Below are 18,201 nucleotides of genomic sequence, written 5' to 3' on the forward strand. Positions count from 1 at the left end.
GCGGCCGAGACGAAATGCGTCAGAGACCAACGACGCCCGAGCCGTTGGCGACCTGCGCCTGGGCCTTCGAGATCTTCAGTCCGTCCATGGCGAAGGAAGCCACGATCGGGGTCGCGAAGGCCGCGCTCTTCACGAGCCGGTCGAGGGTCCCGCGCTTCGATGCGTCGATCTGGCCAACAGTCTTGTCGCTGAACTTCTTCACGAGTGCCCCCAAGGCGAACGCGTCAAACGGGCACGACGCCCGAGCCGTTGGCGACCTGCGCCTGGGCCTTCGAAATCTTCAATCCGTCCATGGCAAAGGAGGCGACGATCGGGGTGGCGAACGCCGCGCTCTTCACGAGCTTGTCCAGGGTCTCACGCTTCGACGCGTCGATCTGGCCGATGGTCTTGTCGCTGAATTCTTTCACGGTGCCCTCCTGGGCGAATGCATCAGGTCGGCGCAACGCCCGAGCCGTTGGCGACCTGCGCCTGGGCCTTCGAGATCTTCAGTCCGTCCATGGCGAAGGACGCCACGATGGGGGTGGCGAAAGCCGCGCCCTTCGCGAGCCGATCCAGCGTCTCGCGCTTGGAAGCGTCGATCTGGCCGATGGTCTTGTCGTTGAGTTCTTTCACAGCGCCCTCCAGGTCGAATGCGTCAAGCGGGCACAACGCCCGAGCCGTTGGCGACCTGCGCCTGGGCCTTCGAGATATTCAGTCCATCCATGGCGAAGGATGCCACGATCGGGGCAACGAAAGCCGTGCCCTTGGCGAGCCGGTCGAGCGTCGCACGCTTCGCGGAGTCGATCTCCTCGAAACCTTTGCCGTTCCCATTAACCATGGTGGACCTCATACTCACGGATGCATGGACTGCACTAGTACTGACAAGTTCAATCCGAGACAACCGCCTTTACCCTGCGTCCCATGCGAAACAGCGTCGCGTGGTAATTCTGTCACGCCTCAGCACATCGACGCTGTGATCGCCTCGACCAGGGCGATCGCTCCATCAAGATCGCCGAGCGACACATCGAAGCCGCGGCTCGCCGAAGCGAGGCGCGCGAGCGAGGCAAAAGCCGACACCCTGTCCTGTTTCTGCACGGCAATCTCCGCCATGAGGCCCCGGATCAGCGCCATGGATGGAATGTCGCGCGCCGTCGTCAGCCCACCATGGTTGGACCGGAGCAACAGGATCGCGTCGACCGGCCCCTCGGCGATCGACCAGGACACGCCCGCGCTGCGCGGGTCGAGATTGAAGATCCGGGCGCCGCGGTAATCCACGATGAACGGCGAGCCTTCGATCACGTCGGCGATTCGCGGCAGCCACGGCAGGGATGATTCCTTGATCCGGCAGCCGCGGGGTCGGGCGACGATTCCGGCGCCCGTCACGAACAGGTTCTCGTCGCTCTCCAGGGTGAACCCGCTGAGGGCGAGCCTCAGCGTCAGGGTCGTCTTGCCGGCCCCCTTGCGTCCCACCAACAGGATGCGCCGGCCATTCCGGACCAGACTTGCGGCATGGAGGATCGGCGCGCTCGGCCGGTCGGAGAGCGACAGGTCGAACAGCCGGCCGTGCAGTTCGGCCAGCGTATCGTCCACGCCCAGCGTCTCGATATCGGCACGCCCCTCTTCGACGATCCGCCAGTGCCGGCCGGACGGCAGCACTTCGACCAGCGAATCGCTGGGTTCCGGTCCTGCGACCTCGGGATCGCAGGCCAGGTAACCGAGTGTCGCCTGCATCGCCGGATCGGGCGACACCAGTGTCAGCCGGTGCGTCAGCGTGCGCGAGATGGTCGCGCCGGATCTTTTCTCCCCGCTCATGCCGACACCAGCGGCTGAACGAGCGACAGGATCCGCGTCCGGAGCAGCCTCGCATCGTGGTCCCGCCGCACGGCCTGGCGGGCATTGACGACCAGGCGGCGGGCGAGATCCGGGCGGTCGAGGACGGCGAGGCACGCGCTGGCGAAATCCTGCGGCGTGTCGGCGATCAGGAGATCGCGGCCATGACGCAGGCCAAGACCTTCAGCCCCGATCCGCGTGGAGACCGCGGGGCGCCCATGGCCGGCAGCCTCCAGAAGCTTGATCCGGGTGCCGCCCCCTGCCCTCAGCGGCGCAACCACAAGGTCGGCGTCGCGATAGTACGGAGCGACATCGGGCACGGTTCCGGTGACGGTGACCCCGCTGAGGGCGGCGAGCCGGCGGACCGCATCGGGCGGCGACATGCCGACGATCACCAGCCTGACCGGCTGCCGGCTGCGGGCCTGGATGCGGGGCAGGATCTGGCGCGCGAACCAGATGATCCCCTCCGAATTGGGCAGATAGCTCATCGTGCCGACAGCGACGATCACCCGCTCTCGGCCCCGGTGCCGCGCATGCGGCCGCCCGGTCATCGCGGCCGGAGCCGGTGCCGGATTGCCGACGGTCTCGACCGGCACGCCTGGCAGGAACGCGCCGAGCCGCGTGGCCTCGCGCGCCGAGGCCGCGAAACACAGGCTGGCACTGGGCAGGTCGCGGCGCGCCTGCTTGTCGAACTGGACGGCTTCGGCCATCGACCATTGCGCAGCGTGGTGCTTGCCGCTCCGCCGCTGGAGCCGGGCCAACGCCCGATGAACGGCGGATTCCGCCTCGTCGCAATCGACGACGATGGGGACTGGCCCGCCCGCAAGGGGCAGATCCGCGAGGCCCGCGAGGTAGGTCCGCGAGACATGGATCAGATCGTAGCGCTCGGAACCCGCGAAGGCCTTGACCGCATCGCGCACGGCGACAGTCAACGGGGCGATCATCGAGGGATTGGCATAGCCGGCAAAGGCCGCGAGGCGGTCGGCGGGTTGGCGCAGCGAGGCGATCAGGGAAAAATGGCTATCCACGGATGACAGTTCGACCAGCGTGCTGCGCCGGCACAGGCCGGCGGCGCGCGGATCGACCCGCGGCGCTCCACCGACCGGCACAACGGCGAGGTCGACGTCGAAGGCGCCGGCATAGGCCGACAGAAACAGGAAGATGCGCATGGCCAGGCCATTGCCATCGGGCGACGGCGACGTCGGCGCAAGGAACAGGAGGCGTGGCCGTGTCACGGTGGCGCAACCGTCAGGCCGGGAGTGTCGGCTGCGGCGAGCCGCGCGGCAAATCCGGGCGGACCGCAGCTGGCGCCGCGCCAGGTTCCGTCCGCAAGACGACGGAACTCGATCGCCAGGCGGATGTCGGAATAGAACTGCAGCACCGGCTCGCCGTCGCGCTCGACAACCGCCCAATGCTGCTCGAATTCGGCGCGCCCCGCGCCGATCCGGCCGCCACGATGCAGCGTGAGCAACCGCCAGCGGGAATCGCCGGACTGGTAGACGAAGCGCCCGGTTGCGATGAGCGCATCCTGCTCGGCCACAGCGGCATCAGCCGGGGCCTGGAAGATCGCGCCGCTCCACTGCCGGCCGAGCTCGATCAGCGAGTCCCGGGCGGCCCGCGTGGACGCGTCATCCGGCGTTTCCCGGTCCTGGCCGCCAAGGTGCCATTTGGACGTGCGCCGGTGCTGCACCATGGCCTCGCCCTGGAGGTCGCGGTGAATGAGGTCCAGCTCGACGTCAAACGGCGTGTAAGGCGCCAGGCCAAAGGGGCGCCCGGCCGCGAGAGCCGCCAGCAGCAGGGCCGAGGCCGGCCGCTGGCCAGGCAGCGCCGCAGGCGTCAGCGCCCCCGCCAGCCGGATGGCTTGGGCGACCAGGTCGCGATGCCGCCTGCGGTCGATGACCACCAGACCCGGATCGACGGACGGCACGGAACGCGACGCCAGGCCCGCCAGTGGCCAGGCCGGATTGGCTTCGCCGATGTCGCCACGGCCGGGAAAAAGCAACAGGCCGAGCTCGGCGACACCCGGCCAATCGAACAGCACCGAAATGTCGGTCAATGGCGCGCAATCGGCATCGACATACAGCACCTCGTCGAAGGCGCTGGCGGCGATGGCGCCCAGGCGCAGCATCTCCGGCTGGCGGTCGATTCCCGGCGCGAACACTCCGGTTGCGTCACGGACGGTCACATCCTTGGCCGCGATGAGATCGGCCATTCCGGTGTCCAGTTCGGCCGGCCCGCGATGCCAGAACTCGATCGGCAACAGGCAGCCATGGTGGCGCAGCAGTGACACCAGCACCCAGGCACAGGTGAAATAGCGCTTGCCGCCGCCGCAGACCACGATGCCGCGCGAGATTTGGCCCGCTGCTGCCGGACCATCGGGTGTGGGATTGGACTGAATCATCGCGGACAGGGCCTCCGGGCGCTTCCTAGCATCGAAGGGCGGCGGTCGCCCGCTCAATATGCCAGGCCGCACCGTCAAGGTCGCCGAGCGACAGGAGGCCGGCCGGAACCGCCATGACGAGCGCCCGCAGGCGTGCAACTGCCAGCGCCACTCCCTCGTCCGGCATCAGCGCCAGAGCCATCAGCCGCGCGAACATATTGTCCGGCGACAGGCGCCCGAGTACCGAGCGGCCGCCGGAGTTCAGCTCCAGAACGATCAGCCCGGCCACCGGTCCCTTCTGGATCCGCCAGGGTCTTCCGGGCAGGCTCGGATCGATCGCCGCGGTCTCCTGGCCAGACCAGCCATATTGCTTCGGCGCCTTGACGAACAGCTCCCCGGCCGCCGGCACCAGCCGCGCCAGATCGGGGGCAGCGAACATCCGCGAGGGCCGCATGATGATGCCGCCCCAGTCGATCAGCGCATGTTCATCGCCCTCGACCTGATAGCCGCGCATCAGCATGTGGAGGGCGAGCGTGGTGCGCCCGCACCTCTGGTCGCCAATCAGCAGAAAGCGTCCCTGCGGCCCGATGATCGACGCCGCGGGCAGGAAAGCGTGGCCGGGATGGCTGGCCCCGATCTGGCGAAGCGCGAAGCGCCGCCATTCATTGACGGCCTGCTGCGCGGTGGCGCGGATGCGGTGACCGTCCGGCAGGTTGAGCGACAGGAATCCGTCGGCGCAATCGACCGTGATATCCACCGGGGCGAGCGCCGCGTCCGCGATGTCGGGACTGCATTCGATGGCGGCAAGGACGGCAAGGACGGCCGCCGAGGCGTGCAGCCGGTATTCGTGGGTCAGGCTGCGGGCGCGGAGGGGGGGCAAGGCCGGATCAGCTCCTCGGTCACCAGCATGGTGATGCAGTCGCGGACCATGTCCACAGGCAGTTCCGGCAGGTCATAGGCGTCTTTCAGGTAGCGCTCGACCTCGGGGATCGCGACGCCCTCGGCACAGAGTTCATAGACGGCGACGGCAGTCGGATTGAGGAAATGCACGCGGTCGCGGCGCACCTGGTAGATGACATAGCCGTCCGGAACCTGGCTGAGCTCCAGACCTTCCTCGCCGACGAAAACCTGATCGCGCTCAAACGAAGCCATGGTGTGCCAATATCCGCATGCGTTGCTGCTGGTCCGGTGCGATCCATTAGCGGAACCTGTCCCGACAGCGCAAGATTTCTGGATGCAAGGCGATCCCCCACTCAGGCCGCACCGTCGCCATGCGCGACATAGCCCATGGTGAGCAGGTCGATCCGCTTGTCGACATCGCGCCGGCCCGGCAGCCGGGCATCGAGCCGATCGGCCAGCAAGGCCAGCCGCGAACCTTCCGGAAGGCTGAGCGCAAGACGCCGAAGCCTGGGCGCAACACCCGGCTCGACCCCGTCGAGCACGATCAGCAGGGCTTCCAGAGCCACATCGTCGCAGGCGGGAAAGCCGGCGGCGGCAAGAAATGCAGGGATCAGGCCTGGCCCCTCGATCGCCGGCAGTGACGCGCCGGCCGCCCTGAGTTCGGCCGCACATTCGGGCGGCCCCAGCTTGCGGCCGATCCAATGACCGGGCTCACCCTCGTTCAACAGGAGGGTCGGGCCAAATCCGCCCTCGATCACCAGGGAGAAGCGCGCCGCGCCGGGTGAGGACGTGCCGGAATCCATGGCATCGATGACCGCCCAGTTGCGCAGGACCGCATCGCGGCCAACACCGATCTCGCCATGGGCGAGCAATTGGAGCGGCAGCGTGCGATCCGCTGCCAGATGGAGATCAAACAGGCCGCCGGCGAGCTCCGCCTCGCGCGCCCGGGCTGCGGGCCCACGCGGCGGCCCGTGGAAGATGCGCCCGCTCCATAACTGCTCCAGCTCCTGGAGATAGCGCAGGCAATCGGCCTCGTGCTGGAAATTGGCAACCGCCACCTGTGCGTCCCCGAGGCTCCATTTGGCGCTGGTGCGATGCTGGAACAGCGGCCGTCCCTCGAGATCGCACTGGAACAGCACACGCGGATCGACGAAGGGCGCATGCGGCACACGCGCGAACGGCGCCTCCTCCAGAAGCCAGCCGATCAGGAACGTGTCCTTGTCGCCATAGATGATCCCGTAGAACTGGTCGGCCTGCTCGTTCAGCCGCAACACCCGCTCAAGGGTGCCGGCGTGTCGGCGGCGGTCGACCAGCAGCTGGCCGCTTTCCAACGACGGCATCTGGCGGGGCGGCAGGCCCACCAGCGCCCAGACCGGGTTGTCGGCACGCAGATCGACAATGTCGGGCCAGAACACCGCTCCGGTCTCCCGGTAGGCCGGCCAGTCGAACAGCGGGGCGGGATCGCGTACCGGCACCTGGTCGGCGTCGAGCATCAACACCTCGGCAAGCCCGGTTCGCGCCAGCGCGAAGGCCTTGAGCTGCCAGCCGTCCCGGATCAGCCCGCCCTCGGTGGCGATCATTGCGGAGGCATCGATCACCGTCACGCCATGCGCCGCCAGCAGCGCCGCCATGGCCGGCGACATCTCGGCCGCTCCCATGTGCCAGACCTCGATCGGCAGCGAGCAGCCAAGCGTGTCGCGCAGCACGCGGATCAGCACATAGGCATTGGTGAACATGCGCGCGCCGCCGGCGCAGACCAGGATGCCCTGCCCGGTCCCGGTCATCGGGCTTTCAGGCGAGGCTTGGCCGATGCCGTCTGTCGGTACGCCCATGATATGCTGATATCCCCTGCCCGGCCGGATGATCCGGTGCCCATCCGGCTTGCGCAAGTCCCGGTCGCCTCGCACTATCCGCGCTTCATGCCGCAGGAGCTGCCGCTTGACCATCCGTTCATGGCTGCGGCGCGCGGCCAATGTCCTGCCCGTGCTCGGGCCGCTGCTCAAGGACCGGGCAAGGCTGGCGGCGGAACGGGACCGCTTCGCCTCGATTGCCGGCCACATGGCGCATCTGCATCACCGCGTGCTCGCCGAGCGGGCCGGCCTCAAGCTGCTGCTCGACACCCGCTCGCTGGTCGATTGGCATGTCTTCATCGAGAATGCGTGGGAGCCCCGGCAGATCGACATGATGATGGCCGCCGCCCGCTCATTCAGCGGCGATCCCCGGCCCAAGATCTTCCTCGATATCGGCGCCTGCTGGGGGCTCTATGCGCTGAAAGCCCATGCCCTCGGCCTGTTCGACCGGATCATCTGTTTCGAGCCCGACCGGATGAACGCCGCTCAGCTGGAGGCGCAGCTGTTCCTCAACGAGGCGGGCTATACAATAGAGATTGACCGCCGCGCGGTGTCGAACCGCTCCGGCACGGCCAGGCTGGAACGCGCCGGCGACAGGGCCGACCACAACCGCGGCGCCGCTCACCTGACCACCGACGAGGCGGCCAGCGAACCGGTCGAAACCGTCGCGCTCGACGATCTGTTCGACATCCGCGACCATATCCTGTTCATCAAGCTCGACGTCGAACGCCACGAGGCCGAGGCGCTGGAAGGCATGGCCCGGCTGATCGCCAACAACCATGTCTACCTGCAGGTCGAGATCTGGCCGGATCGGATCGACGCCATCTGGCCGCTCGTGCCACCGTCCCTCCGCCATCGGGCAAGCATCGACATGGACCATGTGTTCACCAGCTTCGATCCGCCCTCGGGCCTCTTCCCGCCTCTTGCATCCGACCTTGCCAGGTAGCCCCCCCGCATGTCCGACAGCCTGCCCAACCTCCTCATTCTCACGCCGGTCAAGAACGCCGCGCGCCATCTTCCAGGCTATCTCGATCTGGTGGAACGCCTGACCGTTCCCCAGGAGCGGCTGGCCATCGGCTTTCTGGAAAGCGACAGCACCGATGGGACGTTCGAGGCGCTGGAAGCCGCCCGTCCTCGGCTGGAAGCGCGGTTCAACCGCATGACCCTCGTCAAGCGCGACTATGGGTTCCGCATGCCGGAGGGCGTGCCCCGCTGGGCCCCGGCCTATCAGCTGATCCGGCGCGCCAATCTGGCCCGCGCCCGCAATCAGCTGCTGTTCCGTGCACTGCGCGACGAGGATTGGGTTCTGTGGCTGGATGTCGACGTGGTCGACTATCCCGCCGACCTGATCGAGCGGCTGCTCGCATACCAGCTGGACATCGTCCATCCCCATTGCGTGATCGAGCCGGGCGGCAAGACCTTCGACCTCAATGCCTGGCGCGACAATGGCACCAGGACCATGCACGACCTGAGGGGCACCGGCCGCCCTGTCCGGCTCGATGCTGTCGGCGGCACGGTGCTGCTGGTGCGGGCTGATCTCCACCGCGACGGCCTGATCTTCCCGGCCTTCCGCTATGGCGCCGGCAGCCCGACCGCCCGCGACAAGCATCCGCTCTGGGGGCGTGGCGAGATCGAAACGGAAGGCTTCGGCGTGCTGGCCCACGATATGGGGTTGCAATGCTGGGGTCTGCCCGATCTCGAGGTACGGCACGCGCCCGAGTGAGCCGCCTCAGCCGGCGGTTCCGTGCACCGCCCGCCACAGGCTTTCCGGCGTGAACGGTTGCTCTGAGACCCAGGCCCTGTCGGGCCCCAGCGCATCGTTGATGGCATTGGAGACCGCGCCGCTCGCCCCCATCACGCCGCCCTCCGACATGCCCTTCATACCGCCGGGCGTCAGTCGGTTCGGTCGGTTGAGCGGCACGACCTCGATATCAGGCAGGTCGGTGGCGCGCGCCACCGCATAGTCCATGAACGAGCCCGCGAGCATCTGGCCATCGGCGCCATAGGCGCAGCGCTCCATCAAGGCACCTGACAGGCCCATGCCGACGGCGCCATGCACCTGCCCCTCGACGATGGCGGGATTGATCTCGACGCCGCAATCATGGGCCACGACATAGCGCAGGATGCTCAAGGTGCCCGTGCTCGGCTCGATCTCGACCAGGCAGGCATGGGTGGCATTGGCATAGGTCATGGCCGGCGGATCGAAGGCTGCCGTCACATGCAGGCCCGGCTCCATGCCCTCGGGCAGGCTCAGCGGATCGAGATGCGCGCTGCGGGCGAGGCCGGCGAGCGTCTGGCCAGTCGCCGTCCATTGACCTTCGACCAGCCGCAGCACCGCGCCATCGGCGAGCGTCAGGCCTTCCGACCCGTTGAGATTCAGCTGATGGGCGGCAATCGCCAGGAGCTTGTCGCGCAGCCGGCGCGCCGCGATCAGCACCACGCCACCACCCGCCGTGCCGCCCCGCGCCCCGCGGCTGCCCATGCCATAGGGCGCGATATCGGTATGGCCGAGCTGGACGGCGATATCCTCGATCCGGGCGCCGAGGCCTTCCGCCGCGCATTGGGCGAGCGTCGTCTCGTAGCCCTGCCCCGACCCCATGATGCCGCAGGAGACGAAGACCGCCCCCGACGGCTCGACCCGCACCGTTGCGGTCTCGTGGCCGGAGCCTGCAATGCCGGCATTCTTGTAGAATTTCGAGCCATAGGTGGTGGGCTCGACCACCGTGCAGAAGCCGATGCCGGTCAGCCTTCCGGCGCGGCGGGCGCGCTTCTGTTCGGCCCTGAGATCGGCATAGCCGATCGCGGCGACGGCGGACTCCAGCGTCTCGGCCGGCGTCACGTCGACATAGGTCTCGCCGGTGATCGTCACGAAGGGCAGATCGGCTGAGGTGATCGTGTTGCGGCGGCGCACCGTCACCGGATCCAGCCCGAGATCGCGGGCAATATGGTCCATCGTGCCCTCCATGATCCAGGAGGCGCTCGCCATCGGCGCGCGCATCGGTCCGGAGGGGCACTTGTTGGACAGATAGACCTTCACGTCATAGCCATAGGCCGGCACGCGATAGGGCCCGGGCAGGATCAAGGCCACCACGCGCGCCATGTAATTGGCCGGGAAGAAGCAATAGGCGCCGACATCGGCCTCCATCCGCGCTTCCAGCCCGAGCAGTCGCCCGTCGCGGGTGACGGCCGCGCGCGTGACGATCGTCTCCTCGCGGGCATGCAGCGCCGCCATCAGGTTCTCGCCGCGCTCTTCCTGCCAGCGCACCGGGCGCTCCAGCGCCATGGCGAGCGCCGCGATGGTCAGTTCCTCGCGGAGCAGCGCGATCTTCTGGCCGAACCCGCCGCCCATGTCGGGCGAGATAACGGTCACCTGGCCCTCGCTGAGGCCAAGCCTGCCGGCCAGCGCCGAGCGCAGCGGATGTGGCGCCTGGTTGCCGGTCCGCACCGTCAGGTGGCGGCGGCCGGCATCCCATTCGGCGACAATGCCGCGCGGCTCCATCGGCACATGGGTCTGGCGCGCCTGCGAAAACCGCGCCTCGACGATACGGTCGGCCTTGGCGAAGGCCTGCGCCAGTTCGCCCTTTTCGAAGGTCTGGTGCGAGGCGAGATTGGTCGGCAGGGCCGGATCGACCGGTTCGCCGGTCTCCGCCATGCCGGCAGCCGCCGGGCGCTCGGCATAGTCGATGACGACAGCCTCCGCCGCGTCGCGGGCGATGGCGAGCGTCTCGGCCACGACCACAGCCGCGAGATCACCGACGAAGCGCACCTTGTCGACCGGAAAGGGCGGCACGTCGACCGGCTTCAGCCCCTCGATCGGCGGCGCCATGCGCAAGGTCGAGGCGCGCGCCGCGACATCCCGGCCGGTCCACACCGCAACAACGCCCGGCATGGCCAGCGCCTCGGCCGCGTCGATGCTGACAATGTCGGCATGCGGATAGGGAGACCGGACGAAGACCGCATGCAGCGCGCGCGGCACCGCGATATCGGCGAGATAGCGGCCGCGGCCGGTGAGAAAGCGTTCGTCCTCGCTCCGCCGGACATCCGCGCCGATGCCGCCCGAGGATCGCGGCGTGCCATCGTCGGGGATTGGCCCCCTCATGATGCCGAGGCGAGCCGCTGCTCGCTCGTGGCGTCGAAGAGATGCAGCCGTGCCGGTTCGACCGCCAGCGACAGCCGGTCGCCGATCGCAAGGCTCTGGTCCTTGGAGGCGCGCACGACCAGATCCACACCGGCCACCGAGAGGTCGATATGCTGCTCGGACCCGAGCGGCGAGACCAGTGTCACCGCGCCGGCAAGACCGGAGCCCTCGCCAGTGAGGATCGCATCCTCGGCACGCAGGCCCAGCACGACCTTCCGGCCACCCTGCCCGGCCGCCAAAGCCGGATCGACCGCAAGCTGGAAATCGCCCCGCACGAATGTCGGCCCGCCGGGGTCGTCCACCAGTTCGCCCTCGACGAAGTTCATCTGCGGGCTGCCGAGGAAGCTCGCGACGAACCTGTTGGCGGGGCGGTTGTAGATCACATCCGGCGTATCGAGCTGCTGGACCACGCCATCGCGCATCACCGTGATCCGGTCGGCGAGCGTCAGCGCCTCGGCCTGATCATGGGTGACGTAGACGAAGGTCGTTCCCATCGAGAGGTGCAGCTTCTTGATCAGCGAGCGCATGGAGACGCGCAAGGCCGCATCGAGGTTCGACAGGGGCTCGTCCATCAGGAAGACGCTCGGCTGGCGCACCAGCGCGCGCCCCAGCGCCACACGCTGGCGCTGGCCGCCCGACAGCTGATGCGGCTTCCGATCCAGAAGATGGGTGATTTCAAGCTGTTCGGCGGCAGCCTTCACCTTGGCATCGACGCTGGCCTGATCCTCGCCGCGCAGCCTCAGCCCGAAGGCGATGTTGTCGAACACGCTCTTCTGCGGATAGAGCGCATAGGACTGGAACACCATGGCGATTTCCCGCTTGTGCGGCGGGATGAAGGTGACCTTGCGGTCGTCGAACCAGATGTCGCCCTCGGAAATCTCCTCTAGGCCCGCAATGATGTTGAGTGTCGTGGTCTTGCCGCAGCCCGACGGCCCGAGAAACACCATGAACTCGCGGTCGCGGATATCGAGGTCGAGCTTCTGGAGGGCGGTCACCGATCCATAGTTCTTGGTGACCCCGTCGAGCCGGATGCGCGCCATGGATCAACCCTTCACTGCGCCGGCGGTCAGGCCGGAAACGATATAGCGCTCGAACATCATGGCGAGCACGACCGGCGGCACGATGGCGATGACGCCCGCCGCATTGACGAACGAGAAGCTCGTCGTGAAATCCATCACGAAGCCGGAAATGACGATCGGCAGCGTCTGCGACGTGATGTTCTGGGTCAGGATCAGCGCGAAGATGAACTCGTTCCAGCTGGTGAGAAACGCAAACATCACGGAGGCCACCAGGGCTGGCAGCGACAGCGGCAGATAGACGTGGCGCAGCGCCTGGACATGCGAGCAGCCGTCCGCCCTGGCGGCGCGATAGAGATCGCGCGGGATCTGCTCGAAGTACGAGATGAGGATGAAGATCGTGAACGGCACGGTGACCGCGAGATAGGTGACGATCAGCGCGAAGCGCGTGTTGACGAGGTCGAGGTTCCGCATGACCAGGAACAGCGGCACGATCAGCGCGATATCGGGGATCACCCGCGTCACAAGGATCGTGTAGAGCGCCGCCTGCCGCCCCTTGAAGTGGATCACCGCAATCGCATAGGCGGCCGTGATCGACACGACGAGATTGAGGATCGCGACCCACATCCCGACCGTGAAACTGTTCCACAGCGCCGGCAGGAGGTTTTCTGCGCCCGATGGGAGGAAGCTGCCCGTGGCGGGATCGCCCTGCCGGCGTGTCTCGTAGGTGACCTCGCGGGTCTTGGTCGAGAAGATCGCCTCGAAATTGCCGAAGGTCACTTTCGGCGGCAGCCAGTTCGGCGGCACGGCCGTGATGTCGGCTTCCGATTGCAGCGAGGACGAGACGAGCCAGGCGACGGGTCCCGCGACATAGATCACCAGCAGCGCCGAGAACAGGGTGATCAGGATCCCCCTGCCCCAGCGCTTGGCGATCATGGCCCTGCGGCCGTCATCGGTCGCCGCACTCATGCCTTGCTCCCGAAGCCGCGGATGAACAGGTAGGACAGGATGAAGGTCGCCAGCGCCAGAACATAGGAGAGCGCCGCGCCGATGCCGAATTTCAGGTTGCGGAAGGTCTCCACATAAATCTGCCAGGACAGGGTGTAGGAGGCGTCCCCCGGCCCGCCCTGCGTCATGATCAGGAACAGGTCGAAATGGCGGATCGAGATCATGGTTTCATAAACGAGGACCAGCATCAGGCCGGGCTTCAGTGCCGGCAGAGTCACATGCAGGAACCGCTGGAACACATTGGCGCCGTCGACGGTCGCCGCGCGATAGAGATCGTTGGAAATCGACTTCATCGACACCAGCAGCAGGATGGCGGCGAGCGGCATCTGCTTCCAGATCGCGGCATTGGCGATCATGAACAGCGTCTTGTCGGGGTCCCCCAGCCAGACGATGTATTTCTCGAGCAGGCCCAGCTGGACGAGGATGCCGTTCAACAGGCCGTAGCCGGGATCGTAGATCCACTTCCACATCAGGCCGTTGACAATGCTCGGCGTCGCCCAGGGCAAGAGGATCAGGGCCGAGAGCAGCCGCCGTCCCGGGAAGGCCTCGTTCAGCAGCAGGGCCACGAACAGCGCCATCACCGTGGTGATCGACACGGTGACGACGGTATAGACGGTCGTTCGCTGCACTGCCGTCCAGAACAGCGGATCGGCGAAGATCCGGGCATAATTGCCAAAGCCGACGAAGGGCCGCCGCCAGGGCCTGGTCAGCACGATGTCGAACAGGCTCGTGTAGAACGAGTAGATGATCGGATAGACGGCAACCACCATCAGCACCGCGAAGACTGGCAAGACCAGCAACGCGGCGCTGCGCTCGTCATAGCCGAACTGGCGGCCGAGCCGCTCGAGCATGCTCGTGGCCATGGGATCAGCTGCCGCGCAGCTCTTTCCACTTGGCAGCCATGGAGGCGGCAGCCGCCTGCGGCGTGGCACGATTGAGGAAGATCGACTGCCAGGCAGCATTGGCGGTCTCGTTCCACTCGCCGAACCAGGGCGCGATGACGTCCTTTTTGACGGCGGTCGCCGCCTGCTGGGCGATCACGTCGCCGCCGCCGGCCCAGCGCGTCCAGAACGCCTTGACCTCGGCATCGTTGGAGAGCGGCGTGGTGCAGAACGGCAGGCCGACATCGGTCAAGAGCAGCTTCTGCAGCGTGTAATTGCCGCCGGTGTCCTTGCCGCCGAAGAACTCCATGAACTTCACCGCATTGGCGCGTCGCGTCGCATTGGCCTTGGCGCCGGGCGTCATGCCGTAGAAGCGGATCCAGCCGCAGGTGGCGCTGGCCGTCGCGTTCGGTCCCTTGGGCATCAGCGTGGGCCTGAGCTTGCCGGCGGCGGGCGCCTGGGTCGGATCGTTCAGCGCGCGCAGGCGATAGGTCGGCACGATGGAGAAGGCGTGCTGTCCCGCGCCCAGCGCCTTCAGCGCATTGATCTCGGAGGTCTCGATGGCCCCCGGCGCGACGATCTTGTGGGTATGGATCGCTTCACGGATCCAGGTGGCGGATTCGATCACGCCCTTGCCGGGCTCCGCCATGATGGCGGCACCCGCCGCATCAACGAAGCGGCCGCCATGGGAGAACACCATCGCGCTCATGAACTCGATCAGCCAGGTGTCGATGGCGAGCGCCATCAGCATCGGATATTCGACGACGCCCGCCTGCTTGATCTTCAGCGACTGCTGGACCACCTCGGCCCATGTCGTCGGCGGCGTGGTGATGCCAGCCTTGGCGAGGATCTCGGTGTTGTAGACGAAGGACATGTGGTCGCCGTAATAGGCCAGACCATATTGCTTGCCCTTGTAGAGCATGGACTGGGTGCAGAACGGCGCCGCCTCGGCATTGTACTTGGTCAGTTCCGGCATGTCGTCGATAGTGGCCAGCCAGCCGGCCTCGGCGAATTCCGGCAACCAGGCATCGCTCACCCACAGCACATCCATCGGCGCATTGCCGACGAGCCGGGTGACCACCGAGGTGCGGTACTGAGCCCAGGGGAAGTTCTCGTAATTGACCTTGAGATTGGTCGCCTTCTCGAAGGCCGAGATATGGCTCTTCACCTGATCGACGGCGGCCGACCACGAAGTGAAGTTGACGCCCGCCGCCTGGCCCCATGCGCCGCCCGGCAAGCCGGCGGCTGCAATGGCCGCGCCGGATGCGCCAGCCTGCAGGAAACCGCGACGCGACAATTTCGACGAGCGTACAACCGTCATGACAATCCCCATACCTTTGCAACCGGTTGCATGAGACTATCGACGCGGCTCGCGCCAGCGCAATCGTTAATTTCGCAGGGCAAGGATGGCGGCATTCCGGTCCTTCGGGGAAGGAACATCTCCCGCATCCCAGGACGCGCTAGCCATAGACCCGGAAATGGTCGATCCGCAGATGGGCCAGCCGATGTTCCGGCAGAAGTGGCCGTGGATAGGGTTCGTCGTCGCGCAGAGCCAGGGTCAGAAGCGGCCAGAAGACATCGCCGTTTCGGTCCAGTTCGGCAGCTCGCCCGATCGTCCAGACCACCGGGCGGCTGGTTTTCGGATCAAGCACCGCCTTGCGGTTGAAATAGAGCGCGCAATGCGCGCCATCCACCAGCATGCCGTAGAGATTGTACCCCAGCGTCACATCGACCCCGGTCGGGACGCCGATGCCCTCGTGGTGTTCGCCGGGTTGTCCCCACTCATGGAGGTAGGCGCCGTAGAGGGTTGGCTCCTTGCCCTTGTGCTCGACGATATCGAGCTCGACGCTGGTCTGGGGGTGCAGGATGCTGCGCCCATTCATCATCCAGAAGCCCGGCCAGGTCAGCGGATGGCGCGGCATCCACATCCGTGCCTCGAAATAGCCCTGCCGCCAGCCCTTGAGGATCGTTCCGTCCGAGCGCGCCGTCTGGATATTGCCGGAAACCCACTGATATTCGGGCAGGCCATTGCCGTAATAGGCATAGACATTCATCGGCCGGCCGATATGGCGCACCGATATCTGCAGGGCCTTGCCGTCATCGGCCTTGGCGTCGTCGACGATCGCATAGGGATTGAAGCCCTCCTCGCCGGTAATCCGCGCGAAGGCCGCGCGGCCATAATGGCCGGCATCGAAGGTTGTCGCCTTCCGCCCGGCATTCCAGATCGCCGGATCCAGCCGATGGAACGGTTCGTCGAAGATCAGCGAGCGGCCGGCAGTCGGATCATTCGGCGGGGTGAAGGCACTCGCGGGACGCACCGACGGAAGCGCCGCCGCCGTTATCATGACTGCCGCACTTTTCAGCAGATTGCGGCGAGTGGCCCGCCCACGCCGATCAAAAGCGCTTCGAAACCACGCTGTCCGGATCATGACGGCTTGCGGACATACCATCCGTCCCACTGCGAAAACTCCGGGAAGCGTCGCTCATAGCCCTTCTCCGCCATGAGCTGGTCGATCTTCGCCTCGTTCGCGGTGAAGTTGTGCTCGATGGAGAACAGGGTCACGCGATAGCGCTCGAAGTCGAACGCCCGGAGGATTTCCAGCTCGCTGCCCTCGGTATCGACTGACATATAGTCGATGACCGGGGGCGCCTTGTGGGCTTCCAGCAGGTCGTTGAGCGACACAGTCTGGACATCGAAGGCAGCACCCTCGGCCCGGCGCGCGGCGTTGTGGTCATGATCCGCCTCGACCGACAAGCCGCTCAGTTCGGGATCATCCGCCGCCATGAATGTCAGCGTATCGCCGGTGGTGGCATAGACGCAGCGCGTTTCGATGGCGCAGCGCCGATTGGCCCGCAATGCGTCATGCCAGACCGGATTGGGCTCGGCGAGGATGCCCGACCAGCCATAGCCGGTCTCCAGAAGCCACGTATTGCTGTTGACCAGGCCATTGGTCGCGCCGAACTCGACGAAAAAGCCCTCCCGCTTGGCCGAAAGCTCGAAGACGACCCAGAGATCCTGCACGATCTGCGACTTCGACTGGGGCAGATCGCTGAACACCCGCGACAGGAAGCGCATCTCGTCCATGTCGCGGATAGCTGTCACCTCGGGACGTCGCAGCCGCATGGTGTTGAACATGAAGCGCCGCGCCGACGGCCGGCGGACAATGAGCCCGGCGATGGTCCAGACAAGACGCTTGAAACCGTCCTTGATCAGATAACGCATTACTCTTCCTTCTTGGCGGTCCCCGGAACGGACGTGCTCTGAGCGAGCAGCCGGCAAACCGGTGTGAAGCCATCGGATACGGCGGAATTGAACACCTGCCCAATCCTCGCGACTGCAATTGGCCCGAATCTCGCTTGTCTCTCCAGGCGGCCCGATCGTCCGGGGCGCTGGATCAATTGCAGTGCATCGCCAAACCTCCCCAGTGCTCGCTTCAGCACAGGAGAGCAATATTCATACCTTTTCCTCGGCCGCCTCTTCGCGAGGCGGAGCTGCCGCTAAGGCATGACAAGTGGATGGTTGCGTATGCAGGAGATTTATCAGGGCGACACCTACGCCAACAAGAACCCCACGTGGCACGAGGAAGACGCACCGTGGAAGGCGAAGCATATCGAGACGATCCTGAAGTCCAACGCGATCGCCCCGACGACCATCTGTGAGGTCGGCTGCGGCACCGGCGACATTCTTCTGAACCTGTCCAGCGCCTTTCCGGCTGCGAAACTCTCGGGCTACGAGATTTCGCCGCATGCCTATGAGCGCGCCAAAGTGAAGGAGACAGAGGCGGTCCGCTTTCACTTCGGCGACCTGCTCGAGGAGAAGGATCTCCGGTTCGATGTGCTGGTGATTGCCGACGTGATCGAGCATGTCGAGGACTACGTCAAATTCATCAAGGCCCTGAAGCCTTTGAGCCAGTACAAGGTGTTTCACATCCCGCTCGACCTGTCCGTACAGTCCGTCTTCCGGGCCTGGCCGATCATGAATCTCCGCGAGGGCGTGGGGCATCTCCACTACTTCTTCAAGGACACGGCCCTCGCCACGCTGAAGGATTGCGGCTACCGCGTCGTCGACTACCGCTACACGGCAAGCCGACTGGAATTGCCCAACCAGGCCTTCAGCAGCCGGGTGATGCGCCTGCCACGCCGGCTCATGTATGCGATGAATGCCGATTTCGCGGTGCGCCTGCTCGGCGGCTATTCACTGATGGTCCTGGCGGAATGA

General features: G+C 66.2%; 20 protein-coding genes. 3 read left to right on the top strand and 17 right to left on the bottom strand.

Annotated features, from left to right (window positions below):
• Positions 1-19 precede the first annotated feature (19 nt).
• The 10 genes from E8L99_RS19595 to E8L99_RS19640 form a co-directional block, all read right to left on the bottom strand.
• Positions 20-202: a hypothetical protein gene (locus tag E8L99_RS19595; RefSeq protein ID WP_137101128.1), complete on the bottom strand. Its 183-nt coding sequence runs from the start codon at positions 200-202 to the stop codon at positions 20-22.
• A 22-nt stretch (positions 203-224) separates the two neighbouring features.
• Positions 225-407, bottom strand: coding sequence for a hypothetical protein (locus tag E8L99_RS19600; RefSeq protein WP_137101129.1), 183 nt, complete (start codon positions 405-407; stop codon positions 225-227).
• 22 nt (positions 408-429) lie between these two features.
• Positions 430-612: a hypothetical protein gene (locus E8L99_RS19605; RefSeq protein ID WP_137101130.1), complete on the bottom strand. Its 183-nt coding sequence runs from the start codon at positions 610-612 to the stop codon at positions 430-432.
• A 22-nt stretch (positions 613-634) separates the two neighbouring features.
• Entirely contained in the window at positions 635-817 is a 183-nt protein-coding gene (locus E8L99_RS19610; protein WP_137101131.1) for a hypothetical protein, read from the bottom strand.
• Between the two features lie 119 nt (positions 818-936).
• Positions 937-1,791, bottom strand: a complete 855-nt coding sequence (locus E8L99_RS19615; protein WP_137101132.1) for a hypothetical protein — start codon at positions 1,789-1,791, stop codon at positions 937-939.
• Entirely contained in the window at positions 1,788-3,044 is a 1,257-nt protein-coding gene (locus tag E8L99_RS19620; RefSeq protein ID WP_137101133.1) for a glycosyltransferase, read from the bottom strand. Before E8L99_RS19620 ends, E8L99_RS19615 begins: the two co-directional genes overlap by 4 nt.
• Positions 3,041-4,267 carry an alpha-mannosyltransferase gene (locus E8L99_RS19625; RefSeq protein ID WP_137101134.1) on the bottom strand — a complete coding sequence of 409 codons (1,227 nt, stop codon included), beginning with the start codon at positions 4,265-4,267 and terminating at the stop codon, positions 3,041-3,043. The genes E8L99_RS19620 and E8L99_RS19625 overlap by 4 nt, the downstream gene beginning before the upstream one ends.
• Entirely contained in the window at positions 4,236-5,069 is an 834-nt protein-coding gene (locus E8L99_RS19630) for a hypothetical protein (protein ID WP_137101135.1), read from the bottom strand. The genes E8L99_RS19625 and E8L99_RS19630 overlap by 32 nt, the downstream gene beginning before the upstream one ends.
• Positions 5,042-5,341 carry a PqqD family protein gene (locus E8L99_RS19635; RefSeq protein WP_137101136.1) on the bottom strand — a complete coding sequence of 100 codons (300 nt, stop codon included), beginning with the start codon at positions 5,339-5,341 and terminating at the stop codon, positions 5,042-5,044. Before E8L99_RS19635 ends, E8L99_RS19630 begins: the two co-directional genes overlap by 28 nt.
• Before the next feature lie 101 nt (positions 5,342-5,442).
• Positions 5,443-6,921: an alpha-mannosyltransferase gene (locus E8L99_RS19640; protein WP_168201741.1), complete on the bottom strand. Its 1,479-nt coding sequence runs from the start codon at positions 6,919-6,921 to the stop codon at positions 5,443-5,445.
• A 106-nt stretch (positions 6,922-7,027) separates the two neighbouring features.
• On the opposite strand from E8L99_RS19640, the gene E8L99_RS19645 reads away from it, so the two are divergent.
• Together E8L99_RS19645 and E8L99_RS19650 are read left to right on the top strand one after the other, a co-directional pair.
• A complete protein-coding gene (locus E8L99_RS19645; protein ID WP_168201742.1) occupies positions 7,028-7,885 on the top strand; it encodes an FkbM family methyltransferase in 858 nt (285 codons plus the stop codon).
• A gap of 9 nt (positions 7,886-7,894) precedes the next feature.
• Positions 7,895-8,662, top strand: coding sequence for a glycosyltransferase family protein (locus E8L99_RS19650; RefSeq protein ID WP_137101139.1), 768 nt, complete (start codon positions 7,895-7,897; stop codon positions 8,660-8,662).
• Positions 8,663-8,668: 6 nt separating this feature from the next.
• Here E8L99_RS19650 and E8L99_RS19655 read toward each other — a convergent pair whose 3' ends face one another.
• From E8L99_RS19655 to E8L99_RS19685, 7 genes are all read right to left on the bottom strand, one after another.
• A complete protein-coding gene (locus tag E8L99_RS19655) occupies positions 8,669-11,038 on the bottom strand; it encodes a xanthine dehydrogenase family protein molybdopterin-binding subunit (protein WP_137101140.1) in 2,370 nt (789 codons plus the stop codon).
• Entirely contained in the window at positions 11,035-12,117 is a 1,083-nt protein-coding gene (locus E8L99_RS19660; RefSeq protein WP_137101141.1) for an ABC transporter ATP-binding protein, read from the bottom strand. The genes E8L99_RS19655 and E8L99_RS19660 overlap by 4 nt, the downstream gene beginning before the upstream one ends.
• A gap of 3 nt (positions 12,118-12,120) precedes the next feature.
• Positions 12,121-13,062, bottom strand: coding sequence for a carbohydrate ABC transporter permease (locus E8L99_RS19665; protein ID WP_215907020.1), 942 nt, complete (start codon positions 13,060-13,062; stop codon positions 12,121-12,123).
• The gene (locus E8L99_RS19670) at positions 13,059-13,964 is read right to left on the bottom strand and encodes a carbohydrate ABC transporter permease (protein ID WP_215907021.1); all 906 of its coding nucleotides are present in this window, start codon (positions 13,962-13,964) and stop codon (positions 13,059-13,061) included. The genes E8L99_RS19665 and E8L99_RS19670 overlap by 4 nt, the downstream gene beginning before the upstream one ends.
• Before the next feature lie 4 nt (positions 13,965-13,968).
• Positions 13,969-15,303, bottom strand: coding sequence for an ABC transporter substrate-binding protein (locus E8L99_RS19675; protein ID WP_137101142.1), 1,335 nt, complete (start codon positions 15,301-15,303; stop codon positions 13,969-13,971).
• A 139-nt stretch (positions 15,304-15,442) separates the two neighbouring features.
• Entirely contained in the window at positions 15,443-16,327 is an 885-nt protein-coding gene (locus E8L99_RS19680; RefSeq protein ID WP_210421779.1) for a glycoside hydrolase family 16 protein, read from the bottom strand.
• A gap of 80 nt (positions 16,328-16,407) precedes the next feature.
• Positions 16,408-17,205, bottom strand: coding sequence for an FkbM family methyltransferase (locus tag E8L99_RS19685; RefSeq protein WP_137101144.1), 798 nt, complete (start codon positions 17,203-17,205; stop codon positions 16,408-16,410).
• 303 nt (positions 17,206-17,508) lie between these two features.
• Here E8L99_RS19685 and E8L99_RS19690 point away from each other — a divergent pair, with 303 nt between their 5' ends.
• Positions 17,509-18,201, top strand: coding sequence for a class I SAM-dependent methyltransferase (locus E8L99_RS19690; RefSeq protein WP_137101145.1), 693 nt, complete (start codon positions 17,509-17,511; stop codon positions 18,199-18,201).

The sequence above is a fragment of the Phreatobacter aquaticus genome (assembly GCF_005160265.1).
Classification (GTDB): Bacteria; Pseudomonadota; Alphaproteobacteria; order Rhizobiales; family Phreatobacteraceae; genus Phreatobacter; species Phreatobacter aquaticus.